Origin of the sequence: Dictyobacter arantiisoli (assembly GCF_008326305.1) — a bacterium.
Taxonomy (GTDB): domain Bacteria; phylum Chloroflexota; class Ktedonobacteria; order Ktedonobacterales; family Ktedonobacteraceae; genus Dictyobacter; species Dictyobacter arantiisoli.
The window spans coordinates 1-24762 of record NZ_BIXY01000081.1 but is presented as its reverse complement, the minus strand read 5'-3'; the positions used below and the strand labels follow the sequence as shown (position 1 = coordinate 24762).

21 protein-coding genes, 1 tRNA gene and 1 pseudogene are annotated in these 24762 nt (G+C 48.2%); 14 read left to right on the top strand and 9 right to left on the bottom strand.

Annotated elements, in window-relative coordinates; genetic code table 11:
- Positions 1-511: 511 nt before the first annotated feature.
- From F1593_RS21455 to F1593_RS21425, 7 genes are all read left to right on the top strand, one after another.
- A complete protein-coding gene (locus tag F1593_RS21455; protein WP_149403614.1) occupies positions 512-3193 on the top strand; it encodes a sensor histidine kinase in 2682 nt (893 codons plus the stop codon).
- A gap of 13 nt (positions 3194-3206) precedes the next feature.
- Positions 3207-3605, top strand: a complete 399-nt coding sequence (locus F1593_RS21450) for a response regulator (protein ID WP_149403613.1) — start codon at positions 3207-3209, stop codon at positions 3603-3605.
- Positions 3606-3763: 158 nt separating this feature from the next.
- Positions 3764-4159 (top strand): hypothetical protein, encoded by a 396-nt coding sequence (locus tag F1593_RS21445; RefSeq protein ID WP_149403612.1) that lies wholly within the window; start codon positions 3764-3766, stop codon positions 4157-4159.
- A gap of 172 nt (positions 4160-4331) precedes the next feature.
- Complete coding sequence (locus tag F1593_RS21440) at positions 4332-5660, top strand: metallophosphoesterase family protein (RefSeq protein ID WP_149403611.1); 1329 nt, start codon at positions 4332-4334, stop codon at positions 5658-5660.
- Between the two features lie 262 nt (positions 5661-5922).
- Positions 5923-6417 carry a conjugal transfer protein TraF gene (traF, locus tag F1593_RS21435; RefSeq protein WP_149403610.1) on the top strand — a complete coding sequence of 165 codons (495 nt, stop codon included), beginning with the start codon at positions 5923-5925 and terminating at the stop codon, positions 6415-6417.
- Between the two features lie 393 nt (positions 6418-6810).
- Positions 6811-7698 carry a metallophosphoesterase gene (locus F1593_RS21430; RefSeq protein WP_172632328.1) on the top strand — a complete coding sequence of 296 codons (888 nt, stop codon included), beginning with the start codon at positions 6811-6813 and terminating at the stop codon, positions 7696-7698.
- 148 nt (positions 7699-7846) lie between these two features.
- Complete coding sequence (locus tag F1593_RS21425; RefSeq protein ID WP_149403608.1) at positions 7847-8569, top strand: bifunctional DNA primase/polymerase; 723 nt, start codon at positions 7847-7849, stop codon at positions 8567-8569.
- A 331-nt stretch (positions 8570-8900) separates the two neighbouring features.
- Here the strand turns inward: F1593_RS21425 and F1593_RS21420 are convergent, their stop codons facing one another.
- Both F1593_RS21420 and F1593_RS21415 read right to left on the bottom strand, forming a co-directional pair.
- Positions 8901-9110 (bottom strand): DUF2795 domain-containing protein, encoded by a 210-nt coding sequence (locus F1593_RS21420; RefSeq protein ID WP_149403607.1) that lies wholly within the window; start codon positions 9108-9110, stop codon positions 8901-8903.
- Positions 9111-9360: 250 nt separating this feature from the next.
- Positions 9361-9828 carry a carboxymuconolactone decarboxylase family protein gene (locus F1593_RS21415; protein ID WP_149403606.1) on the bottom strand — a complete coding sequence of 156 codons (468 nt, stop codon included), beginning with the start codon at positions 9826-9828 and terminating at the stop codon, positions 9361-9363.
- Positions 9829-10058: 230 nt separating this feature from the next.
- Here F1593_RS21415 and F1593_RS21410 point away from each other — a divergent pair, with 230 nt between their 5' ends.
- Entirely contained in the window at positions 10059-10571 is a 513-nt protein-coding gene (locus tag F1593_RS21410) for an RrF2 family transcriptional regulator (protein WP_149403605.1), read from the top strand.
- A 29-nt stretch (positions 10572-10600) separates the two neighbouring features.
- Here F1593_RS21410 and F1593_RS30155 read toward each other — a convergent pair.
- The 3 genes and pseudogenes from F1593_RS30155 to F1593_RS21395 all read right to left on the bottom strand — a co-directional run.
- Positions 10601-10666: pseudogene (locus F1593_RS30155) on the bottom strand (IS607 family transposase); the annotation flags it as partial.
- Positions 10663-12003 carry a hypothetical protein gene (locus F1593_RS21400; RefSeq protein ID WP_149403604.1) on the bottom strand — a complete coding sequence of 447 codons (1341 nt, stop codon included), beginning with the start codon at positions 12001-12003 and terminating at the stop codon, positions 10663-10665. The pseudogene F1593_RS30155 and the gene F1593_RS21400, both read right to left, overlap by 4 nt.
- A gap of 235 nt (positions 12004-12238) precedes the next feature.
- A tRNA-Phe gene (locus tag F1593_RS21395) sits at positions 12239-12311 on the bottom strand.
- Between the two features lie 380 nt (positions 12312-12691).
- Here F1593_RS21395 and F1593_RS21390 point away from each other — a divergent pair.
- From F1593_RS21390 to F1593_RS21375, 4 genes are all read left to right on the top strand, one after another.
- Positions 12692-13474: a CHAP domain-containing protein gene (locus F1593_RS21390; protein WP_149403603.1), complete on the top strand. Its 783-nt coding sequence runs from the start codon at positions 12692-12694 to the stop codon at positions 13472-13474.
- Positions 13475-13740: 266 nt separating this feature from the next.
- On the top strand, positions 13741-14451 hold the full coding sequence (locus F1593_RS21385) for a CHAP domain-containing protein (RefSeq protein WP_235932656.1): 711 nt from the start codon (positions 13741-13743) through the stop codon (positions 14449-14451).
- A gap of 565 nt (positions 14452-15016) precedes the next feature.
- On the top strand, positions 15017-15751 hold the full coding sequence (locus F1593_RS21380) for a hypothetical protein (protein ID WP_149403601.1): 735 nt from the start codon (positions 15017-15019) through the stop codon (positions 15749-15751).
- A gap of 333 nt (positions 15752-16084) precedes the next feature.
- Positions 16085-17278 (top strand): M20 metallopeptidase family protein, encoded by a 1194-nt coding sequence (locus F1593_RS21375; RefSeq protein WP_149403600.1) that lies wholly within the window; start codon positions 16085-16087, stop codon positions 17276-17278.
- A 165-nt stretch (positions 17279-17443) separates the two neighbouring features.
- Here the strand turns inward: F1593_RS21375 and galU are convergent, their stop codons facing one another.
- From galU to F1593_RS21355, 4 genes are all read right to left on the bottom strand, one after another.
- The gene (galU, locus tag F1593_RS21370) at positions 17444-18313 is read right to left on the bottom strand and encodes a UTP--glucose-1-phosphate uridylyltransferase GalU (RefSeq protein WP_149403599.1); all 870 of its coding nucleotides are present in this window, start codon (positions 18311-18313) and stop codon (positions 17444-17446) included.
- 359 nt (positions 18314-18672) lie between these two features.
- A complete protein-coding gene (locus tag F1593_RS21365; RefSeq protein ID WP_149403598.1) occupies positions 18673-19176 on the bottom strand; it encodes a DUF1440 domain-containing protein in 504 nt (167 codons plus the stop codon).
- Positions 19177-19361: 185 nt separating this feature from the next.
- Positions 19362-19946: a VIT1/CCC1 transporter family protein gene (locus F1593_RS21360; protein WP_149403597.1), complete on the bottom strand. Its 585-nt coding sequence runs from the start codon at positions 19944-19946 to the stop codon at positions 19362-19364.
- 118 nt (positions 19947-20064) lie between these two features.
- Entirely contained in the window at positions 20065-20478 is a 414-nt protein-coding gene (locus F1593_RS21355) for a Fur family transcriptional regulator (RefSeq protein WP_149403596.1), read from the bottom strand.
- Between the two features lie 550 nt (positions 20479-21028).
- On the opposite strand from F1593_RS21355, the gene F1593_RS28525 reads away from it, so the two are divergent.
- Positions 21029-23728: a DUF11 domain-containing protein gene (locus F1593_RS28525; protein ID WP_172632327.1), complete on the top strand. Its 2700-nt coding sequence runs from the start codon at positions 21029-21031 to the stop codon at positions 23726-23728.
- 226 nt (positions 23729-23954) lie between these two features.
- Complete coding sequence (locus tag F1593_RS21325) at positions 23955-24569, top strand: class F sortase (protein WP_149403591.1); 615 nt, start codon at positions 23955-23957, stop codon at positions 24567-24569.
- The last annotated feature ends 193 nt before the right edge of the window (positions 24570-24762 follow it).

The following is a 24762-nucleotide window of genomic DNA, read 5'->3' as shown; positions in this document are numbered from 1 at the left end:
TGCAAGGCGTGGTTGCCTACCTACTGTGCTCGTAGCAGGCATTTTCGTCATCCGACAGGCGTAGTGCTTTATTCTTTTTGTACCTGGTATCATAGCCCCACTATGGATGGCTTGTCAAATGAGCAATGTTCTCTTCCAGGGTTTTTCGGTGCTTTTCCTGCCTGTCAGGAGTGTCTGGAAATTATATCAAATTGTGCCATAATATTGTTTCTTATATCAGGAAGTGATATAGTGATAAAGTGATCAATTCAACACAACGGCGCATTGACGGGTGCCATGCGCGCTATGTTTTTCTCTGCGCAATGGCCATCTGTTTTTCGGCATGCATTGATACGTGCTGATATTGTGCATCAACTTTCTAGCTATACAGCCGTTCTGCTTGTCTTGTTGAATATAGCTAAGGTGTGTGATATGCTACCCTGTAGAAAATTTCGTGTAGCAAGTGACCACTACTGGCTAGGCAATTTTTCACTGCGCTTCTAAGTGCTCTTGGCTAGAAGAGGAGTTGTGGATGTCTGCTTCTACTTGGGGAGGATCGGATTCCTATGCTGATGATACCTATCCTGTAACTTTACTGACCATGTTGTTAAAACAAATGATGCAGCGTTTTGGTGCTCAGGGTGCGTGTATCGCTTTACATGATGAGACCATCGGGCAGATGCGCACTCAGGTCCATATACGCTTTAAGCGCGCCAGGGCTGCGGCAGAAAAAGCGGTTGTCACTGAGCGTGCCCTGTCACCACGCGTGACGGCGCAACTCGAGATGGGCGATCAAGAGACGCAGATGATGGCCTCACTTCCCGGCATCGGTTATAAGCGAATATCCTCATCTTCCGTGGATGATATTGAGTATGTGTCTCCTCAAGAATCTGATTTGTTTCCCGTTGGAACAAGCTATCCTCTGGGCCAGGATTTAATTGGCTATTTCTGGAGTAAAAATGAAGTCCATGTGATGCGCCATGAGGATTATGTGACGCTCCTACGGGCAAATCAGCCTCCTCTCCACCTTGATATGGTGCCCGAGCATTATCTGATGGTGCCTGTACGGGAATCGACGCTGGTCGATGAGATGCGCGGCCATAAACGTTCCGCTGCTGTGTTGGGTGTTATTGTACTTTATTATGTCAATGGATCGCCCTCCCGGTCACGTATAGAGTCCTGGAAAAATGATGCGCTTCAATATACCGAGCGTATCGCTCTCTATATTCAGAATGATCTGTTGCAGCGCAGGCAGCGCCGTACCAGTGAATATCTCCAACTCCTACAGGATATCAGTTCGGCCTTTCCAACTTCTGTCAAACTTTCTGATCTGGTTGAGAATATTTATCAGTTTTCGTCGCGTGTCGTGGATGTTTCTGGTATGTTATTGACAATCTATGATCGCGATCTGGATCGACTGTATGATATTTTTGCGATCATAAATGGCGTACGTATTGAAGGCCTGGGAGAGCAACCGACAGTACGCTTGAAGACAGAACGGCCGGTCTGGTGGCAGGTGACACAACAGGAAAAGCGAACCTTGCTCTTTTCTCCGGCTCAGGAGCTGGAGAAGTCCCTGGCCTATCAGGAATTGTTGACTGGCGTCTGGGGCGATCAGCGGCAGGCCGAGTCGTTTTTGTTGCTGCCAATGAAAATGTTTAATCGCGTGATTGGCACGATCTGCCTGAGTAGCCAGCGGCCCGATGCGTATCAGCACGAGGAGATCCAGGTGCTCGAAGCTATGGCTCAGATTGTGACGGTCAGCATTGAGAATACCAAGCTGTATGAGCGAGATCGGGCTATCCTGCATGAAGCGCGTCAACGCGAGGCACAACTGGCCGCGATCAATAGCGCCCTGCAGGCAATTAATTCCACTCTCAATGTGACTGAACTGCTCAATAATCTGGTGGAGGCGGTGGCCAATATCACCAAAGTTGATCTGTGCGCCTTTTTTGAGCCCACTCCCTCACGCGAAGAACTGGTTGCACATGCCCTCTTTGGCCGTCCCAGCGTCAATATGATGGATGATGGCAGCGGTCTCCCTGAACCTGCCCCTCCTCCACGCAAAGGCGAACCGGATAAATTTGTCAATCTGATCTCCCTGCCTTTTAAGGATACCTTTTTAGAGCATATGGTCGATGAAGGTTTCTTCTATCTCGATTCGTCAAAAATAGATAAATTAGCTTCGAAGAGCAATGAAGGCGGCATGATCTTCCTGCGCGAAATGGGATTCGAGCATATTCTGATGGTTCCGATGACCTATCAAACCGAGTTTATTGGATTTTTGGCAGTGCCAACCCCTAAAGGGAATCGCTATTTCCGACCGAAAGATGTGGTGACGGTACTGGCTATTTGTGCTCAGGGGGCCAGTGCTATTCGTAATGCTCATCTTTTCGAGCAACGCGAGGATGCCTATGCGGCCCTGGAGCGCATGAATAAGTTGAAGGATGAGTTCCTGGTCACGGCTTCACATGAATTGCGTACTCCCCTCACTCCGATTATCGGTTATTCCAGCCAGTTGAAGCGTCAGAGTGCCCGTGCCACACCTGCGACAGTACTGCGCTTTGCCACCAAAATCTCAGTGGCGGCCCAGCAGTTGAGCGATCTGGTCGCTAATATTACTGAGGCCGCCCATATTGGTCCGATTGATCGGATTATGGATCTTCATATAGAGCCTGTTCAGGTGCTGGCGGCGACCGAAATTGCGATCAATATGCTTACCCACAATTCTGAACATGCTATCAATGTGAATGTTACTCCTGATGTCTGGCTGCTCGGCGATGCACCTCGCACGCGCCAGGTACTCACGAATTTACTTGAGAATGCTACTAAATATTCACCTCCTGGTACGAGTGTTGAGGTAAGCGCGACGGTGGTACCACTTTCCGCTGTTGAGCCATTGATGACTGAAGACCAGGCCGATCCTACGTTATTAATAGATACCGGCGACATTCCTGTTGTGTTAATCCGTGTAAAAGATCAGGGGGAAGGTATTTTGCCGGATGATCAACTGAAGATTTTTGAGAAATTCGTACGCGCTACTCGTTCGTTGACGACTCCAGTGCGAGGCTCTGGCCTGGGTCTCTATATTTGTCGCCGTTATGTTGAGGCGATGGGTGGGAAGATCTGGCTTGAGCAGAGTATTGCGAATGAGGGCTCAACCTTTAGCTTTTATTTGCCACAAGTGCTAGCACCTGTTGATACGATAGAATAGGGAATACTGAAGTATGCACGCAAAAGATAGTATTCATCATCCACCCCTCAAAAAGATTCTGGTTGTGGATGATGAAGCCACGATTCGTGATATGATGATAGATATCCTCGATCTCGAAGGATATACAGTTGAGGTGGCCCGTAATGGACAGGAGGCTCTGACAAAAATTCGTCAGGCTGGCTTGCGTAGCGGCTATCTTGTCTTCCTGGATATAATGATGCCCGTGATGGATGGTTATGAGTTCTATCGACAATTAAGTGCGGATCATGCGTTGCGGCAGCGGCATGTGGTGGTGATGATGTCTGCTCTTGATCATTTGGCGCAGGCTAAAACGTTGGAGATAGATAAGATCCTGCCCAAACCATTCGTTATGGATGATGTCATACAAATTATTCAAACCTATATGGAATAGTATAATCTGTGTGAAGCCCTGTCTGGCGCTGTTTTGCCTTGTCATTCATTCAGATACACGTTATAGTAAGGACCAGGGAAATTCCTGATTTTCCACCCTGCGAAAGAATGTATCTGGTAGGCGCGTTGCCTATTTGACTGACCTGAAAGGGCATGACCGTGATCGACGTCATTCTATTGTTGCACAGCTATAATCTTTATCTGGTGTTGCTGAGCTCGCTCGTTGCGGGTATCTGGGGCCTCGTTCTCTATTTTAAAAAATTGCCAGCCAGCCGGCCATGGCATATTTCATTGCTGGTGTCATTGGCCTTCGGCCTGCTCCAGGGGCTGTTCGGTATCATTATGGTGGCGGCCGGCCTCAAGCCAGGTGGTGGTACCCATCTCTACTACCTCCACTATGTCTATGGAGGCATCGTCGCACTGGGCATTCCATTGGTCTGGATTAGTTTTACTACCAACGGCAAAAATAAACGTATGGATTTGCTCATTTATAGTTGTGCAGCCCTGCTGATTGCTGTTGTGGCTGTACGCGCCTGGATGACGGGGCCAGCGTAACAACTTTTGCGGCTCTATCTCATTTATATAGGCCTGGAAAATAGGGTTGACACAGCAACCTTCTGGCCTGTGAATACGTTGTTACTAACAAAAACGGAGGCGATAGCTATGCTCTGTCTCGTATGTCATGGCGCGAGAGAGACCTTGCCTCCAGTAGAAACAAAGGATAGATATGCACGCTTCTTTTATCCATGTCGCAGATACCCATCTGGGATATGAGCAGTATGGTGTACGTGAGCGTTTCAACGATTTTAGCCGCGCTTTCTGGGATGTTGTTGATGCCGCTCTGGAGCATCATGTGGATTTTGTGGTGATTGCGGGTGATCTGTTTAATAAACGGGCCCTGGATGCGCTGACACTGATCCATGCGATTGAAGGATTAAAGAGGCTGCATGAAAAGAATATTCCGGTGATCGCGATTGAGGGCAATCACGATCGTAGCTACTATCGGGATGGAGTTTCCTGGTTACAGTTCTTATGTTATCAGGGCTATATCAAGTTGCTGGCACCGGTAATGCAGAATGGGATTCCTCAATTGACTCCCTGGGAACCTCAGTCGATGTTGGGCAGTTATGTTGACCTGCTTGATGGTCGTTTGCGCGTCTATGGTTTGCCCTGGCAGGGGGCGGCGACTTCGCGGACGTTGGATGGCATGGCTCAGGCCCTGAAGGATGTCCGTACTGTTGAAAATGAGCAGGGCATCGAGTATCGCTTGCTCATGATGCATACTGGCATCGATGGGATTGTGCCGCGCGTCCAGGGCTTGCCGACTATGGCCCAGTTTCAACCGTTACGTGAGCAGCTTGATTATCTGGCTCTGGGTCATGTCCATAAGCCATATGAGTTTGATGGTTGGATTTATAATGCTGGCTCGACGGAGACCTGCGGCGCGGAAGAGGCACAATGGGAGGATCGCGGCTATTATTATGTCGAGATCGATACCGATGAGCCTGAACGGATCATTGATCCTGAACGTAAAGAGCGTATTCATCATGCTGTACGCCTGGCGAGTCGCCGCCGCCCATTTGTCCGCCATGATGTGCGAGTAGATAATTTGATGGAACCCGCCGCTTTACACCGGCGCCTGGAAGATTACTGTCAACGCGAGGGGCCACGCTATCAAGATCAGCAGCCAGTGGTGCAGATTCACCTGCTTGGTACCCTCGCTTTTGATGCTGGCTCATTGGATGTCTCATCTATGGAGGAATTGGTGCGACAACATTTCGCGCCGTTGCATGTGCGTATCGACAATAACACAAACGATCAGGATTATGCGCCCGATGATGGGGATATCGATGGCCGCGATCGCTCGATGTGGCATGAGTTAGAACGCCGCATTTTTGAGGACCTGGTGGGCAGGGATAGTCGCTATCTGCCAGCCAGAGAACAGTGGAGCACCGTGTTGAGCGACCTGAAAACGTCAGCTTTGCATAAAGATAATCCAGAACAGATCGCGCAATTTTTACGCGAGAAACGCACACAATTATTTTCACAATCCTGACGATGCTTATTCTTGCTCACTGATAAGGTAAATGAAACGATTGTGAAGTCGTTGCTGTACATAAAATGAATAGTTTGTGATATAAAGTGGGAATACCACGTGAGAAAAAGCTTGATACGTTGCTATAGGTGTACATATTCGTTTATGTTAGTGAGTGGAATAAACCATCCTGAGCCTGTGTTACTACCATTAGTAGTAGTAAACGTTTCGCCGTCTTTCTGCCTGCTATAGGTAGAATCTCCTGGCGGGGAGTGTGATTGTTATGTCTGAATTGGTATTACAGCTGGCTATTGTAGTGCTTATCGCGGTATTTGTTTTTATCTTCATCCGTGCGGGCCGTCGTTTTGTCAGCGAATACCGACGACAACATGCCCCGAATCCAGCGCATGGGTTAGTATCGGCAAAAAGCATCAACGCATCTACACGTGAAGATATAGTAAATGCTCCGGTGGCGCCAAAAGTCAGTATTCTCGCTTTTAATGATGAAGACAATCGTCAGTGCCGTGTGTTACAGGCCCCGGTATTGCGTCGTGTCATTGAGGCCAGAGGCGATGTGGTTACGATCACTACTATTGATGCTCCTACTTCGCCCGAGTTGATGCAGCGCTATCATGTATCAACTGTGCCAACTACCGTATTGCTGGATGCAAGTGGCAAGACATATACTGTGAACTATGGCTTTACCAATGCGCAGAGCCTCTTAAAACAAATAGATGAAATTGTGGCATTGGCTGGTGCGCAAGAAGCACTTTCATAAATCCTCCATTGGTACTTTATGAGAGAATCACTGCCCTCTTTGTGTCTTCTGCTATTCGCCATAAAAACTCCTTATCAGGACATCTTTTGTACTGATGGTCTTTGTCTTTAACCTCTTATGCATCTTCCTCCTTTCAATGATAGTTTTACCTGCTTAATTATACACCTTTCATGAATTTATACTGTTTTTGTACGTTTATTTCTTTATGTATTATATTTCTTAAAATCACATCTTTATTCTTTTTATCATAAGCTTGCATATTTCGTTGCTGAAATACAATATATATATGGACTTGTTTATGCAAGTCTATTGCATGCTTCGAAGAATTTTTATGTTAGTGTTGTATTGCATTCAATGAATGTGTTGATGGTAGTATCGTTGGTGGAGGTTTGGATGCGACGAAGAATGTTTGTACGTAGTTCTCTGTATGCTGCTGCGGGTATTGTTGTGGGTGGAGGTGGAACTGCCTTCTATGCGTATGATCTTGAACCAGCCTGGTTAGATATCCATACTATTCCAATCCAACTTCCGCGTTTAGATCCCGCTTTTCACCGTTACCGTATCGTGCATATCTCCGATCTACATACAGATGAGACATTTATGACGGTTGAGCGCTTGACCGATGTGGTACATCATATCAATGCGTTGAGGCCGGATCTGGTGTTGATTACCGGGGATTTTGTGACATCCTTCCTACCCAGTTCAGTGCGGGCATTGAGTCCATTGCGCCTGTTACAGGCTCCTGATGGGGTGCTGGCTGTACTGGGAAACCATGATCACTGGGCCGGTCCACAAAAGGTCCGTGCCCTGCTCCATGCCAATCAGGTACAGGAGTTGCCTGATGCTATCCATACGCTTGAGCGAGGTAGCTCGCACGCAGTGCTGCATATCGTGGGTATGGATGACCTCTGGGCTGATGGTGATCATGTACAGTCAGCCTGGGATGAAGAATATCGGCTGACCCGTTTACTAAAGCATATTCCAGAGCAAGGAGCGGCCATTTTCATGGTACATGAGCCTGATTTTGCTGCTGTGACGGCTGCTCATCGGCGTTTTGACCTGCAACTGTCCGGTCATTCGCATGGTGGGCAGATTCGCCTGCCCCTCTATGGTTCAGTCTATACGCCAGAGTTAGCGCGTGAATATCCTGCTGGCATGTATCATATTCAATCCTTACAGCATTATACCAATAGAGGATTGGGAATGGTACCGCCTCAATTGCGGCTGAATTGTCGACCAGAGATCGTTGTCTTTGAACTCCTGGCACCACAGATGGGATAGAAAGACAGAGACGGAGCATCCTTCCACACGCTGGATTTTGGTGGGTGAGTTTATACTAGATGCAAGTATTGGCTCTTGCCTCTACTGCTCACTCTTAGGGGTGGACTTCGTAGTGTCTTCTCTCAGTGCCTTGAGATGGAGAGCTTCTATGCGACAAATCACGCGTGCAATCCAAACTACTTATCCCTCCGTATGCCGTTTACAGGATGCTGCCTATGACTATGCCCGGCAGGGATGGCGTGTCCTTCCTCTCCATGGCCTGATCACCAATGCCAGCGGTATCCTTGCCTGTACCTGCGCGCAGATTGCCTGCGCGAAGGCGGGCCAACATCCACTGGGCGCTATGGATATACAGCGGGCCACCAGCGATCTTGCTACTCTCCAGACCTGGTGGCGGCAAGACGAAGATGCAAATATAGGCATTGTCACTGGTGATGGCCTGCTGGTGATTGAAATTGATTCCTTGCGAGGTGGATCGCTCACACAATTCAAACAACTCTATGCCATCCCTGAAACGGCCTGGACACGCATTCCTGATGGCCGCTGGCAACTCTACTTCATATATAACCGGGCACTCTCGTTACACTCCACCCGTAATAAACTCGGCCCGGGCATTGTCACTTACGGTGAAGGAAGCTATGCGGTCGCACCGCCCAGTAGATTGCCGCATGGAACCGCTCATTGGCAGGATGACAGTAGCCCTGCACACTTGCCTGCCGTCTTACTTCCCTTTATGCTTGACTCTAAAATCATTGGACCCGCATGGTTACAGACTGAACAGCAACCCTCAACCGCTGCCGACGAACTGGCCCAACTTCTGGCTCGTCGTCCCCTGCTCTGGTCACCAGATGACTATGAAAAACGCAGCTAGTACACAGAAAAACTTCATTTCATTTCATTTCTTTTCTTTTCTTTTCTTATACTGCCTGTAGAGGAAATGGACAAAAAAAGGAGGAGCGAGAGGGGTTTCTCGCTCCTCCTGCGACGGAAGGTTGGTAGCCTTAACGTAGAAGATGTTAATGTTGTCGGGCTACATCTCTTACTATCGGCAGCTATCTCAAAAACGATAGCTCTGTCAACGTGTCATATTCAGTCTGACAGGCCAGGCCCCTTCCGTCATCAAGCAAAATTACAGGCTTGCTCGCCCTTCATAAAACGGAACGTAAATCCTTTTCTGTAAAGCGTGCAGCCATAATATCTCCTTATAACTTGAAACCGCCTCCACCGATGCTACTAAAGCTGCTCATGATATCCTGTGACGAATTGTAGGTTTTGTCAGGAAGCTTATCCAGCATGCCAGTCATTTCTGCATTCGCGCCATGTTGCTTTGCCATATCCACGAGCTGTGATTTGCTGATGGGATAAGGAAGCTTGTTCAACAACTGTGTAATCTGATCGGGATTGATATTCATGCTTGTCACCTTTTCTTTACACTGTATACTCTCTGTACACAGTGTGCTTGTAGCGGTGTCATCCCTGGCAGTAAAAGAATCCTATCACCATCAGTATACGCATACGAGTAAGCGAACGGTTTCACTGCCATGCGCCGGCTATTTACTGCGCCAGCGCATGCCCTATCACCGCTGGCAGCACCAAAGAATGAGCAATATCGGCATGTCGCATCTAATGATTGGATCATCAACATGGAGCGGTCAGATCTGCTTAGTGCGCGGCAACTGTCCCGGGTTGATAGCTACCTACCTCGCTGCGGAAACTGATTGCAAGCCGATTCCACGCGTTGATCGTAACAACTGCCAGCGAAAGATTCACCAATTCTTCCTCAGTAAAATAAGGCTTGACGCGTTCATAAATCTCATCAGGAACATGTTCCTCGGCGATCAGGGTCAGTGCTTCAGTCCATTCCAGGGCGGCCCGTTCCCGTTCGGTATAGAACGGTGTTTCTCGCCAGGCGGAAAGGAGATAAATGCGCTGCTCGCTCTCGCCAGCCGCGCGTGCATCCTTTGAATGCATATCAAGACAAAAAGCACATCCATTGATTTGAGATGCACGCATCTTAACGAGCTCAATCAAGGATGCCTCCAGACCACAATTTTTAACATAGCGCTCAAGCTGACTCATGGCCCGATAGCCTCCTGGAGCAGCTTTAACATAATTCAAACGCGTATCCATAACCATATTCCTCCTGTCTCGTTGCTTGCATTCATAAAAGCAAGCAGCTATACTATCCTGGACAACTTTTAACCAGATTATATAATCATGGATAAAAAATATCAAGGATAAAAAATATCAAGGATAAAATATATCCAATATATACAACGTTTAGCGCAGAACTTATTCAAGATAACTATTGTCAAACGTGAGTCGCATCTTGCGAACTGGACGAGGAGAAACACACCATTATGAAACTGAGCGAAGGGGTTGAATGGGGATTACATTGTGTCAGTGTACTGGCGGGATTGCCGTCTGGAGCCACCTTACCCACCAAAACGCTGGCCGAATATCACGGGCTTTCCGAAACCTACCTCTCCAAACATCTGCAAGCGCTGACAAATGCCCGCATCATCGAATCGGTACCCGGACCCAGGGGAGGCTATCGCCTGCTGCGCCTGCCAGAAGAGATCACGCTATTAGAGATCGTCGAAGCGATAGATGGTCGTGAACCGCTCTTTCGTTGTACCGAAATCCGTCAACGTGGCCCCCTGGCCTGTGAAGCATCGGCACAGGCATATCGCCTGCCCTGTGGTATCCATGTCGCCATGGCGCGTGCCGAAAAAGCCTGGCGCGAAGCACTCAAAACCCAGACACTCGCTGACATTGTAAATCAATACACACAAGACGTTGATCCGCAACAGCAACAACGCCGCAACCAATGGATGTCCGAACGCCTACGCTCCGCCCCGAAAAAATCCTGAAGTGTTACCAATATCATCTTGGTCGCTGTACTTCTACGAGCAGTAAGCTTACCCTCTCGGTCCCACTTCTGGAAAGTAGTGGTCGTCCGACCTATGAGTTTCTCGAACGCGTTAGGCGAAGAGAGTTATAATATGCATATAATTGAGTACGTTTCCATATGTTGGTCTCGCTCTTAATCCAGGCAGCTCCGTGTTCGCGAAACCAGGAGGCCCCAGGTTCAGTCTTGATAAACGCTGGTCCATCCTTTTTTAGGAAAGTGCGGCCCCAATCACTCGCAAGCCAGGCAGCTCCGTGTTCGTGAAACCAGGAGGCCCCAGGTTCAGTTTTGATAAACGCTGGTCCATCCCTATATAGGAATAATCGGCCCCAATCACTATCAAGCCAGGCAGCTCCGTGTTCGCGAAACCAGGAGGCCCCAGGTTCTGTCTTGGTAAACGCGAGTCCATTCTTTTCTAGGAAACCCAGGTCACTATCATTCCCAATGTATCGGAATAATCGGCCCCTCTCACGCTCAAGCCAGGCAGCTCCGTGTTCGCGAAACCAGGAGGCCCCAGGTTCTGTCTCGAAAAACGCGAGTCCATCCTTTTTTAGGAAATCTTGGCCCATATTACTCTTAAGCCAGGTAGCTCCGTGTTCGCGAAACCACGCGGCCCAAGATTCCGTCTTGAACATCGCGAGTCCGTTCCAATATAGGAAAGCTTGACCCCTATCACTCTCAAACCAGGCTGCTCCTTCATTACTATCAAGCCAGGTGGTTCCGTGTTCGCGAAACCACGCAACCCCAGATTTTGTCTCGATAAAAGTTAGCCCATCCTTTTCCAGGAAAGCGCGGCCCCTCTCACTCTCAAGCCAGGCAGCTCCGTATTCGTGAAACCAGGCGACACCAGGTTCTTTCTGGATAAACGCAAGTCCATCCTTATACAGGAACTCTTGGCCTCTCTCACTCTCAAGCCAGGCAGCTCCGTATTCGCGAAACCATGCGGCGCCAGGTTCTTTCTGGATAAACGCGAGTCCGTCCTTATACAGGAACTCTTGGCCCCTCTCACTCTCAAGCCATGTGAGACCTGTAGGTGTACCAGAAAAAATTTGCTGAAAAAGTTTCTCCTTGTCCGATTGAGGGAATAGTAGCATTTCAGACAGGTTTGATGTTCCCAGTTGCTTGAGCACTATATCTGTCAGTTTTGGTATCTCTCTCGGCTTATTCCCCCCATCCTTATACCTCTGTTCGTTGAACTGTGTCATCCCCTCTATCTGTGCATTGCTATTGTTCTCAGCCCTTCCCAGCCCTTCCGGCGCTTGGTACAATGCTCCCAATAGGCGCGACTCGTCAGAATTTCCTGTTGAAGAACTGGCGCTTTGATTTTCCTGTACCTCTGGTCGCATGCCTGTTGAGGATCCCTCTTGTCGGACCTCTGAGCTTCTTGTGAACATCAGGCATATCCTTTCTTGCTTCTCGACGATGGAAAGAAGTATAGCCGAACAGAAAGCCAGGAACAAGGAGGAAGGAGGGAAAAACAAGCACGGCTCTTTTGAAGATGAAGAGGCCGAAGACGATTAAAGGATAAGAAAATTGTGTTTTGGTATCAAATGCCCTTTTTCGAGGCAAAAGAAAACCGCGTCAGCCTGCGCTCGAAGCGGGTTGACGCGGTTCCCAAAAATGCGAAAGTGCCAAGAGACGGAATCGAACCGACGACACTAGCATTTTCAGTGCTATGCTCTACCAACTGAGCTATCTTGGCGTGGCACTAATATAACATGATCCGGCGTTTTCGTCAACCCCTTTTGACAGTCTTTTTCTTTTTCTTTCCTAAAATTTGGGGACTTTTGTCTGGCTTTTTTTTCTTTTCGTCAGGGGTGTCGCTTCATAACCTTTTTTCTATAGAAATATGCTTTGTTGTATTGACTCGATCTTCTTGTCTATTCCTTTGTAGCTAGTTTTTTAGGTGTTTCCTCCCTGGTGTGTCAGGCTGTTCCTTTTTGATTAGTCCTTTTTTCCTATTGTTCCTTGCATTTCATGGTGTTTCATCGATGGATGCGCTAATATAAATACATCCACTCAGTGCACCGGAATTCTCGATGGTAGCACTGATTGTCCGTAAAAAAAGGAGAATCATTTTCTATGCCGAAAAGTCACAGCATCTTGCAGCTCTTGAGCCGACATCGAGTCGTTAGCATTGTCGCAGGACAGGTTGTCATACTCGCTGCTCTTGCCTTAATGGTTCTTGGCAATGGTTTGTCTCTGAATGTGAGTGGAGCTTTCGCCTCAGCCTCTTGTGCGAGCAGCGATACTTCCTATTCCGTTCGCTTGGGCGATACCCTGGGAAATATCGCTAAGGATCATCAGACCACTGTACAAAATTTGACTTCTTACAACCATCTTTCGAGTGCTGATCTTATTTTTGTTGATCAGACAATTTGTATTCCTGCTAAAGCTGGTTTCGCAGCCCCTGCCACAAGTAATCAGAGCCCTGTGAAGGCTACCAGCACCGTCCAGACTCCAGTTATCCCTGCTGTCCCAGTTGCCATGAAAGTGTCAAACGCTATTTTAGGCGCAGGTAACTACTTCCCATATGGTCAGTGCACATGGTGGGCCAATGAGCGTTATCACCAGTTGCATGGTGTTTATGTTCCCTGGACGACTAATTCGAATGCATATCAGTGGACCGCTCGCGCCCATGATTTTCATTGGAATGTTTCTAGCACACCACGAGTAGGCGCGATCATGCAGTTGAGCCCGGGCTCACAGGGTGCCTTTGGTGTCGGTCACGTTGCTGTTGTTGAGCAGGTGTTGGCCGGCGGTAAAGTAAATGTAAGCCAGATGAACTGGAACGGTGGCCTTGGCATCGTTTCTCATTCAGTATTTGCTACTGGCGCAGGCGTTGCTTTTATCACACATAACTAGTCTTATTTAGAGAGAACAGGCCAGATAAAAAATCTGGCCTTTTTTGTTGTCCTATTGTTTGCTCCTGACGCAGACCATATTAAAATTGTATAAAAAGCACTGTATTTGTCTTAACCTCCTCCCTCCCTTTTCTCCTATGTTCCAGGACATTTCATGATGATTGGCGGTAGATGCGCTAATATACACATTGACATCCATTCATTATAAGTGACAGGTTCGATTTCCTGTATGTTTTGCGTAGCAGAGGAGAAGCTCACTTGTTAGCTATGAAGAAGCGTCAACGTCTATGGAATTACTTTCATCAACATCGCGTCGCCAGTATTGTCGCAGGCCATATCATCGTGATGACCGTATTGGGCCTCGTCTGGTTGGGAACTGCCTTCGCTCCAACCTTATTTGGTGCTCTGGCCCAGGCACCATGCGCATCCGGCTCTTTGACCTATGTGGTGCGTAGTGGGGATACCCTGGGTGTGATTGCGGCCAGCCATGGCACGACCTGGCAGACGTTGAGTTCGTATAATCATCTGTCTAATCCCAATATGATTTTCGTGGGCGAGCATGTCTGTGTTCCGCAGCAAGGGATCACACAGGCACCGGCCAAGAATGTATCGCTCAGTGGGATCCATGGCGCGATCAATCCCTATCCGTATGGGCAGTGCACCTGGTGGGCGAGTCAGCGCTACTTTGAGTTACATGGCTTCTATGTGCCGTGGAGTACAAATGCGGATGCCTGGCAGTGGAATGCACGTGCACAGGATTTTCACTGGAATATCTCAAGTCAACCTTCGATCGGATCGATTGTTACTCTGCAGCCCAATGTTCAGGGAGCCTCATTTCTGGGCCATGTGGCTGTGGTTGAGCGTGTGCTGGGCAATGGACATGTGATTGCCAGCAATCTGAATTGGGGACCGAATTATTCGCTGGTGACGAATGTGGATTTCCATGTCGGACCTGGCGTGTCCTTTATCTCTGCCTGAGGATGTCCGATACAGGTAATTGACCATTGTTGGGATGGTCAAGCTCTGATCGGTGTGCGCGTAGCGCCCATGCACACCGATCGTTGCGGCTAATACCTTTGGCTGCATTGCTTTTGTTCGATTCTATACTGTGTTACACTCTAAATAGAGATGTTCCTTCTTTCTCTTCTAGTAGGGAAAACGGCTTTGCGAGGATAATAAAGATAGTGGATCCATTGGGAACATCTCTCCTTTTTTTTCTTGTCTTCCCTATTCTACCACTCCATTTTTAAAGCTCATCAATGCTAGATAGCCTCCAGTGCTTCCATCATGTACTATAGAGATCGGACTTATTGGTTGTTTATTTGCACCTTTTATTCATTTGCGCTATTATTAACACCTGCTTGAATGCAGGCAGGGTAGTCCTCATCCGGGTCATATGTGATATCTACTACATATATCTACTCTACCAGTTAGTACTAGTTTAGAGTGGCTAAATCCCAAACACTTGACAAGCCTATCTATTCTGTTATATTACTCAATAAGAACATAGGTTCTAAAAAATCTACTAGAAGGAGGAATCGTAATGGGAACAACTTATACCCGCCGACAGCCCGCCTATTACGATGTCGAGGATCGCGATGATCTCTACGAAACTCGCATGCCTAGTAGCGCTCGCCGCTATAAGCCATACGAGACGATAGATGATCCACTGCTGCTTCAGCAACAGTACGTATCCTCAATACAAAGACGTCGGTCAAGTGGTAATACGACAAAAACTTCAAGTATTAAAACTTCAAGTGTCTATCCAACTCGACATACGGGCAGTGCTGCTTCTCGCGCAGTTCGACCGTCCAAAACGGTAGATATGCGACGCAATGATTATCCAATTCAAAATGACTCTCGTCGTTCTAAGCGCTTTAATCCAGCCTTGATTATTGGCATGATTGTCGCCGTCGTAGTGATGGTTGGTCTGACTTTTCTGGTTTCATGGTGGCAGGGCTTCCAGCAAGATATCACGTATGGGTATCCGCGCACCGCTCAGATCGATGCCGTGGTTGGTCATAACGATAGTACCGCGCATCCAACCCACTTTGTCTTTATCAATCTGCACGGACAAATCGAAGTTATTGAATTCCCGGGTGGCGATACATCAAAACCTCGAATCTTCAATGGCCCTCCTCTCAGTGGCTCAGGACAGGACCTTATTCCCGTGACAGGCAATACTGTCAACCAGCAAGGTAAAATCAATTTGATTGTCCATGTCGGTAGCCAGGATTTCCTCTTTGTCAATGATGGGAAGACGTTCCACCCACGTTGATTCTTAGATATATGTTTATCGATGTATAGCTGAGAACTGCATTTCTCCTGAGGGAGGAGACGGTGTATGCACGTGTTACCTCCACGGTAGTCGGGCGTGACTCCGTTTCCTCTTATGGAAACCAGCCTGCTTCATCCTTCCTTTTCACCCTTTTCTCTCCTCTACCAGTTTGCTTTCGTATATGTTACGATAATTAGCATCATGAACTATTTAACAGAGTATCAGACTTCCTTGATCTTTTTTACTCCTGCGGTACGCGCCTACCAGTGAGCAGCAAGATCACAGAAGATATGGAGATCTCCCGATGCTCTCTCCGCAGGAAAGAAGGTTTCTATGCAAGTATCTCCTCCCGATAGCTTGAAAGCTGAGATCGATGAGCGTGTGCCGGATCTGGTGGCGTTGCGCCGCGATTTGCATGAACATCCAGAAACAGCCTTTGAAGAGGTGCGCACCTCTGGTATCGTGGCACAACGTCTGCGGTCGCTGGGATTTGAGGTCCAAACTGGTATCGCTCAGACTGGTGTGGTGGGTCTGTTACGTGGTGCGGCGGCAGGTCCAGATGCGAAGACGCTGGCTATTCGCGCCGATATGGATGCTTTGCCGATTCATGAATTGAATGAGATTGAGTATCGTTCACAGTTGCCCGGGAAGATGCATGCCTGTGGACACGATGGACATACATCGATTGCGCTGACGGTTGCGGATATCTTGAGTCGTCGACGCGCAGACTTAAAGGGCAATGTGAAGTTTATCTTTCAGCCCGCAGAAGAGATTGTGGCGGGAGCGCGGCCGATGGTTGAGGCCGGCATCATGCAGGATGTGGATGCGGTCATTGGATTACATCTGATCAGTGGCTATCCCGTGGGACGTGTCGGGGTGCGCGCGGGCGCTGTGTTTGCTGGAGCTGATAAGTTGCGTCTGACGGTCTATGGCAAGGGCGGTCACGGTGGTATGCCCGAGACAACGATTGATCCAATTGTGATCTCCGCCCAGATTATTACAGCTCTGCAAATGTTGATTAGCCGTGAAACTTCTCCTTTCCATCCCGCTGTGCTTACGATTGGTACCATCCATGCTGGTACTGCCGGGAATATTGTTCCTGGCGAAGTTGAGATGAATGGCACGTTGCGCTATTTCTCGGTTGCGGAACAGGAACGCCTGGTACGCCGTATTGGCGAGTTGGCGCAAGGGATTGCTGCTGCGATGGGGGGATCGTGTACGGTGGAAGCCTATGATAGCTGTCCACCATGCATCAACGATCCAGCTATAACTGAACTGGCTTATCAGGCGGCTCTTGCTACGGTTGGTCAGAAGAAGGTGGATACAAATGAGGACATTGTTACGACCGGTGGAGATGATATGTCGTATTTCTTGAATACGGTGCCGGGCTGCTATTTTATTGTTGGTGCCAATAATCCCGCTAAAGATGCGCGCTATCCCCATCACCATCCCCGTTTTAATGTGGATGAGGACGCATTGCCCATTGCTGTCGAGATGCTGGTTCGCTCGACCTTGAACTTTTTCTAATACGTGTTAGCCTCCCGTGACCTCCACGGTCTTTGCGCATGAGTTTTCACACCTACGGTGCTCAAATATCTTTTTAGTATGTGATGGAGAAAAAGTTCGAAGAACTTTTTCTCCATCACATACTAAAAAGGGCGCAGGCGCGCAAGCGCCTGCCAGCCAGTGCCTCTAACCTTCTTGTAAGGCGTCTTTCATATATTCACGCAACCCTGGTGCAATAGCTGGATTGCGTAGCGCCCATGCTATTGAGGTTGTAAGTAATCCCAGCGGCGTCCCCATATCATAACGCTTGCCTGTATAGTGGAAGCCGTAGCAATTTCCGGCTTTTGCCTGCTCAAGTAGCGCGTCTGTGAACTGGATTTCGCCGCCGCGACCGGGCTTTGTGCGCTCAAGAATCTCAAAGATGTCTGGTGTGACGACATAGCGCCCTGCGACCGCCAGATCCGATGGGGCTTCTTCAATGGAGGGTTTTTCGACCAGATCTTGAACTTGATAAATATAGGGTTCTAACTCTTTGACCGAAGCGATGCCATAGGATGGGATGAGTTCACGAGGTGTGGAGAAGAGTGAGATGACTGATTTCTGACGCTGATTGTGAATGTCAATCAGTCGGGCCAGCAATGGTTCTTCAGGGGTATAAATCTCATCTCCTAGCATAACGACAAATGGTTCGTCGCCTATCGCACGTTTGGCGCACAGGATGGCATGTCCCAGGCCGAGGGGTTCAGCCTGACGCACCGATGTATAGCTAGCCAGATTTTGCATCTGACGGACCGTGTCGAGTTCTTTCTTTTTTCCTTTACGCTCAAGTGTTTGCTCTAATTCAGGAAAAGCGTCGAAATGATCTTCGATAGCATGCTTACTATGGCTGGTGACAAAAATAATCTCTTCAATACCTGCTTCAACAGCTTCTTCTACCACATATTGCAGGGTTGGTTTATCTACTATTGGCAAAAGTTCTTTCGGTACAACTTTTGTGGCTGGTAAAACACGTGTTCCTAAACCAGCTACTGGTAATACTGCTTTACGAATGCGCATCAGTCCTCCTTATATTAAACCACAGGATATCGAAAAGATAATCCTGTTGCTGTCTCATCTCATCTATTTCTTATTGTATTTTATTTACATTCTAAGGTCAATCAGTTAATCAGATCAATATACTTGTATTGCCTGCTTAACGATGAGGAGTATCAGCCTGGTGCTACGTATAGTATACGTTTCGGATGCGATTCTGGTCGTGCGGCCCTTGTCCACCCACTTTATGGAATACATAAATGGGCATTGTATCTTCTAAGCAGGAGATACAATGCGAACTCTTTGTTTTGTTGAGCATAGAGGCGAGTCCATGCTCAACTTAAAACTCCCTGTTTTATGCGGGTAAGAAGATGGGCAATTCTCTAGCTATTTGTGACAGGTTGATGGATGAGCCTATCGGCGACCGTTGCGGTAACGCTTCCCCAGATGAGATGAGCTATGATCATAAGGAGATTGCGTTGTGATGGCTCATTTGTTCCTGCGGCTTCAAATTTAGCGGCTGGTAGCCAGCCCAGGTAGCTGCCACCCCAGATAGCCAGTCCAAAGAGACTTCCTTTGAGCAGCGGGGATATTTTCCATTGGCTGGCAAAGGTCATATAAAGGGAGCCCATGCTTGCACCATAGCCCAGATGGGATACCAGGCTGGCACCCAATAATTGGGTTTTGGGTAATGTAATATCTGCTCTTTGTGTCATCTCACCGGTGATCTTTTCGGGTGGTAGGGCATCTTTTTGCCAGTTGGGCAAGAACTTATGGGCGCTTAACATAAAAATGGTCATTGGAATAGTTGCGAAGCCACCTGCCGCAGCGCCGATCAGCGAAGAAATGGTAAAGGATAGCGCTGGTCCTGAATTCGATTGTGCCATGTGTCGCTCCTTACATAGTCACGAGGCCTGTTATGATATTCCTCTTCCATTGCTACACGTTGTACATGCCTCATTGGCGTCAACCTTGACTCAGAATGCGCCAGACTCCCCTCTCTTCTGCGGTATTCTCACATGAACTTTCGCACCAATGACGCTCAAAAGGATTTTATCAAGTGTTGTGGTGCTTAAGCATTCCCAAAAATCAGAGCTGCCGCGAAGACAAGGATACCACTACCCACAACCTGGATCATTGATTTCAGCCATTGGGTGCGGAAATAGCGATGACGAATAGCGGCAATAAGAACCAGTTCTACCGCAACCACGACGTAGGCGAGTAGCAGGGCGATATGAATATCTTTGACCAGAAATGGCAATGTATGCAGCGAACCACCAATAAATGTCATCAGACCAGTAATCGTGCCACGTACCAGTGGACTCCCTCGCCCGGTCAGTGTTCCATCATCCGAGAGACCTTCGGAGAATGCCATACTGATACCTGCGCCTGTGGCAGAGGCCATACCTACCAGGAAGGCTGTGAAAGGATTATGTGTGGCAAAGGCCGTCGCGAAAATGGGGGCAAGCGTCGATACTGAGCCATCCATTAAGCCTGCCAGACCTGGCTGTACCACACGTAGGAGAAAGTCATGTGAGGTATCATCATTATTGCGTAATGCGCTAAAAATCGCGTTTACCTCTTCACGTACTGTTACCTTCTCTGCCTGTTCGATCATGATCTCGGGTCGTTTGGACTCGTTTGTCTCTTGTGCCATCTCGTGGTCTCCTTAATGCTCATGCGTTGGGTTTCTATAATCGTGCGAGCATCTTTTTCTGTATGAACATTCGTTGCTCTGCTGTGGCTTGATGGTTATTTTTCTATAACAGAAGTTATTATTCTACAGTTTTGTGCTGAACTGCTTGCCCCTGACAGGTAGGGCAGCGCCCATAGAGTCGTAGCTCATGCGAGCTAAACTCAATACCTGTGGCCTGTGCGGCTGCTTCAAGCAGATCCTGAGGCAGTGCTACATCGATGGGAATATCTAGTAACGCTCCACACTGTGTGCAAATCGCATGATCATGACGAGCAGTATGTGCGTCATAGCGACACGTATCGTCCCCATGTCTGAGTTCCTTTATGTAGTTCTGCTCAACCAGATTGTGCAGGATACGATAGATGCTCGCCAACCCAATCTGAGGTCGTTCTTGTCGTACTGCCTCATATACCTCAGATGCTGTTGGATGACTGTGCGAGGCACGTACCATCTTCAGCACTGCCATAGAATTTTTATTCAATCTATCATGCATGGTCCTACACATCCTCTTTGTCTTAGGTCGTACTAATAATGATAATCATTCTCATTTTTCTTGACGTGGGAAATATACCACCGACTCTTTCACTTGTCAAGTTTCCCCATACAGCAATCATATATAGAAATAATAGAATCACGTATACATGATTCTATTATTTCTATATATGATTGCACTTTTTTTGGTGGCTTTCTGTATACTTGATTTGAACCTGGCATGATTAGTAGCTGCTTCATAGGTATAGTTTGCAGTGTATTGGATACATATCAATTCATGCTAGATACTACTTTCTTTGGTAATCAGTATAGTGGAAGAAGGGTTCTTAGTGATGCATCAAACTAAACGTGTTAGAAGTTTTCTGGCACACCCAGGCTCGTTCATTCGAGCATTCCTTCTTTGCTTGCTACTCTTAGGTAGTCAGCTTTCTGTGTTTGCTGGCTTTTTCGCTAGCGCCAATGCCGCTGGTTACTCCCATGGCAGAGGCATCATTCATCAGGTTGTGCGATCCCATGTTGGGATAGCTAAGCCTCACTTTATGAAGAAAAAGTTGGCAATTGGCCCTGACTTGAGTGCGAGCTTGCTTGTAAGCCCATCAACTCTGACCGTTGGTGTGCCTGCAACCTTTACAGCTACAATTGCTAATGCCGCAACCGCTTTACCATTGCTTACCCCTCCAAGTGCGGTGATTACATTACCAAATGGATTAACCTCCATTTTAGCAACATCCAGCCCCGCTGGTGGATGGACATTTGCTACTAGCGGTCTGGTTACGACTGCTACCTACACTGGTGTTTTACCAATTGTTTCGGGGATAACTTTGCCGAGTATTGTAGTAACTGCAACTCCAACGGTTGCATTATCCAATCTCCAGACTGCCGCCGTTACAGTTATCGATGCTGGTGATGCTAATCCAGCTGATAATACAGCAAGTACACAGTTGATTGTGGGTGGAAGCCTCCCGCTAACGCCGACAGTAGCAGTTGCGCCAACTGTGATTGTGCCAACTGTGGTTGTGCCAACTGTGGCTGCAGCTTCACCAACAGCATTGGCTACGGCAACTGCTGGAGGCATGGACGTTGCGATTAGCAATACCGCTCCTGCTTCAACTTACTCCGCTGGTCAGACCGTCACCTATACCGTAACTGTGTCTTTAAGTGGATCATCTGATCCGATTATAAGCGGGACTCCGATCAACATTACAGATCTGCTCCCATTGGGACTGATTAATGTGTCTACCAACGGTGGTAGCACCTGGAATGTTAATTCATCTTCTGCCACGAGCCCATCATTGATCACCGCGTCATATATTGGCTCTTATCCTATTGCCTCTGGTACGACATTACCTGTGCTCTTGATCAGCGGCACTGTCGCTGCGTCAGCGGGTTCTACCTATACAAATACTGCTAGCGTAGCAGTCCCTGGCGATAGCAATTTGTCAAATAATACATCTGTTTTCACGTTCCAGGCGGGTACTGGTTTGGAAACGCCAACGGCAGTTGCGACGGGAACGGCAACCACTACGCCAATTGTGAGCAACACTCCAGTGAGTAGCATTCCAGTGAGCAGCATTGGTACTCCAGTGAGTAGCATTGGTACTCCAGTGAGCAGCACTCCGGTGAGTGGTGTTGGTACTCCAGTGAGCAGCACTCCGGTGAGTGGTGTTGGTACTCCGGTAAGCAGCACCCCGGTGAGTGGTGTTGGTACTCCGGTAAGCAGCACCCCGGTGAGTGGCGTTCCAGTGAGTAGTGCTCCAGTGAAGCCTATATTGTCCATTGTCAGATCACATCCGGGGGGCTCAGCCTACATGGTTGGACAGCCAATCAGTTATACGTTGACTGTTAGCAACCTGCCCGGTGCTGCGCCTGAAAATGATCCTATCAATCTGTTTGACCTGGCACCTCTTGGCTTAAGTAATGTGACTGCAACGGGTACGAACTGGAATATCACTGTGTCTGGCACAACCAGCCCAACTGCTATTCTCGCCTCGTATAGTGGTTCTTATCCAGTAGCTGCTGGTACAACGTTGCCGCCCATTATCATAAGTGGTGTGCTGACCAGTGATGCAGGCCCTACGTATACTGATACATCTGTTGTCAGCTCTGCGGATGCCGCTCCCAACTCAGCATATGATACTGTTTCGGTGGCTAGTTCCACTGCTCCTGGGGCTCCCTCAGTCCCTGGAGGTTCAGCACCAGTGTCAGGACCTGGAGGTTCAGCGCCAGTGTCAGGACCTGGAGGTTCAGCACCAGTATCAGGACCTGGAGGTTCAGCGCCAGTGTCAGGACCTGGAGGTTCAGCACCAGTGTCAGGACCTGGAGGTTCAGCGCCAGTGTCAGGACCTGGAGGTTCAGCACCAGTGTCAGGACCTGGAGGTTCAGCACCAGTGTCAGGACCTGGAGGTTCAGCACCAGTGTCAGGACCTGGAGGTTCAGCACCAGTGTCAGGAACAGGTCCAGTTGTCTGTAAACCTACGGCCAGTGGTACCTCAAGTAATGGACCATCAGGAGTAGCACCTGTAAGTGATAGTAATACTGACCAGAGTGGCTCTTCCCCAACTGGAGATACATCTAATGGCGACACAACTGGAAATACATACAATAGCCCTCCGACCAATGGAATGTCTGGCTTACCCAATGAAGGGTGTGCACCAGACTTGCAGATCATCAAGAGCAGCATTCGTGGGGATCATTACCACGTAGGTGACAATGTTACCTTCTTCGTGGCGGTCACTGATGCTTCGTATGCTGGTCCTGTCGTTGATCCCACAACCATCTCGGTTGAGGATATCATCCCGATTGGTCTGCGTAACATCCAGGTTCATGGTCAACACTGGCACATCTCAGTGAGTGATCAAAGTAGTCCGGCTGTTATCGATGCCCAGTTCAATGGTTCCGATCCATTGTTGCCTGGTGGTACTCTTCCGGCTCTGACGATCTCGGGTGAGTTGACCCATGATGCTGTTCCTTCACTGACAGATACTGCGACAGTTTCTGTTCCAGATGATAGCTACACTGATAATAATACAGTGTCGTATACCATCTATGTGAAAAATCAGCATCATAACAACAACAACAACAACAACAACAACAACAACAACAACAACCATCACAACAACAACAACAACAACAACAACAACAACAACAACTGTAATTGTCATCATGGACGTGGCTTTGGTGGCGTTCCTGGTCTGCCTTTGACCGGTGGTGATCCATTTGCCTCAGCCATTCGCGATGTGAATGACCATTAAAGTTGGACGTTATTGATGCTTTCTGGGAAGGTAAGGGATAAGGGAAGGGGCGATGAGTGATCTGTTTCATGTTTTGTTCCTTCTTATTCCCTACCGTACCAGTGTTCTGAACATTCGTCGTCTCTTCCGGTTCTCCGGATGGGATGGCGAATTGTTCTGTGTCTGTACGAGACTCTATACAAGTCATAATAAGGCATAGAGTCTGGTGGAAAGGAGTGTGAATACGATGCATATAAAACAGCGTTATTGGTATATCGTTGTCGTTCTGTTTGTCGTGCTGAGTATTGGTGTAGGCGTTTGGGAGTGGAGGCACATTCTTTCCTCACAACATCGGTCTTCCCCTGCGGTGAGCCATGTCGTGTCCAGTGCTACTCCTGATTCCCTGGATGTAATATCTGGGGCGCAACTCGTTATACCCGCCATTGGTGTGAAGGCTCCCATTGAGGCTGTAGGGGTCACTCCTGATGGTCTGATGGATGTGCCAACCCGTAATCAATGGAATGCGGTGGGATGGTATAAGAAAGGTCCTATTCCAGGCCAGGCTGGTAGTGCGGTAATTGATGGTCATCTGGATCGTACTGGCGGCGCACCGGCTGTGTTCTGGCGTCTTAAGGATCTACATGCCGGTGATCGAATAGATGTGCGTGATAAGCATGGGTTGACCGTTCATTTTAAAGTTACCAAAGTGGCTAGCTATGCTCCTGATCAAGCTCCTCTTCATCAGATATTCGGTAAACAGGATGGCTCTTATCTTAATCTCGTTACTTGTCTGGGGGTCTGGGTTCCGTCTGAAAATCAATTTTCACAACGTCTGGTTGTTTATACTCAGAAGGTGGCCTGAGTGGCTAATAGACTCTTTTCATCTTTCAATAGCGCACCAGTTTCCTTTTTATTACAAAGTGTTTGATTTCCATGGTCTTCGCCATCCTGGCGCATGAGTTTTCGCACCGATGGTGCTCAAACATCTTTTTAGTGTGTGTTGCTGTAAATGTGCTATGCACATTTACAGCAACACACACTAAAAAGTGCGCAGG

Coding starts and splice junctions, on each gene's coding strand:
- F1593_RS21420 (WP_149403607.1), bottom strand. CDS start 9,110: ATGAATATCAATCCCGATCAGATTACACAGTTGTTGAACAAGCTTCCT.
- galU (WP_149403599.1), bottom strand. CDS start 18,313: ATGCGCATTCGTAAAGCAGTATTACCAGTAGCTGGTTTAGGAACACGT.
- F1593_RS21325 (WP_149403591.1), top strand. CDS start 23,955: ATGCATATAAAACAGCGTTATTGGTATATCGTTGTCGTTCTGTTTGTC.
- traF (WP_149403610.1), top strand. CDS start 5,923: ATGTCTGAATTGGTATTACAGCTGGCTATTGTAGTGCTTATCGCGGTA.
- F1593_RS21410 (WP_149403605.1), top strand. CDS start 10,059: ATGAAACTGAGCGAAGGGGTTGAATGGGGATTACATTGTGTCAGTGTA.
- F1593_RS21385 (WP_235932656.1), top strand. CDS start 13,741: ATGAAGAAGCGTCAACGTCTATGGAATTACTTTCATCAACATCGCGTC.
- F1593_RS21360 (WP_149403597.1), bottom strand. CDS start 19,946: ATGGCACAAGAGACAAACGAGTCCAAACGACCCGAGATCATGATCGAA.
- F1593_RS21400 (WP_149403604.1), bottom strand. CDS start 12,003: ATGTTCACAAGAAGCTCAGAGGTCCGACAAGAGGGATCCTCAACAGGC.
- F1593_RS21440 (WP_149403611.1), top strand. CDS start 4,332: ATGCACGCTTCTTTTATCCATGTCGCAGATACCCATCTGGGATATGAG.
- F1593_RS21365 (WP_149403598.1), bottom strand. CDS start 19,176: ATGGCACAATCGAATTCAGGACCAGCGCTATCCTTTACCATTTCTTCG.
- F1593_RS21425 (WP_149403608.1), top strand. CDS start 7,847: ATGCGACAAATCACGCGTGCAATCCAAACTACTTATCCCTCCGTATGC.
- F1593_RS21390 (WP_149403603.1), top strand. CDS start 12,692: ATGCCGAAAAGTCACAGCATCTTGCAGCTCTTGAGCCGACATCGAGTC.
- F1593_RS21430 (WP_172632328.1), top strand. CDS start 6,811: ATGCGACGAAGAATGTTTGTACGTAGTTCTCTGTATGCTGCTGCGGGT.
- F1593_RS21375 (WP_149403600.1), top strand. CDS start 16,085: ATGCAAGTATCTCCTCCCGATAGCTTGAAAGCTGAGATCGATGAGCGT.
- F1593_RS21380 (WP_149403601.1), top strand. CDS start 15,017: ATGGGAACAACTTATACCCGCCGACAGCCCGCCTATTACGATGTCGAG.
- F1593_RS21355 (WP_149403596.1), bottom strand. CDS start 20,478: ATGCATGATAGATTGAATAAAAATTCTATGGCAGTGCTGAAGATGGTA.
- F1593_RS21415 (WP_149403606.1), bottom strand. CDS start 9,828: ATGGATACGCGTTTGAATTATGTTAAAGCTGCTCCAGGAGGCTATCGG.
- F1593_RS21455 (WP_149403614.1), top strand. CDS start 512: ATGTCTGCTTCTACTTGGGGAGGATCGGATTCCTATGCTGATGATACC.
- F1593_RS21450 (WP_149403613.1), top strand. CDS start 3,207: ATGCACGCAAAAGATAGTATTCATCATCCACCCCTCAAAAAGATTCTG.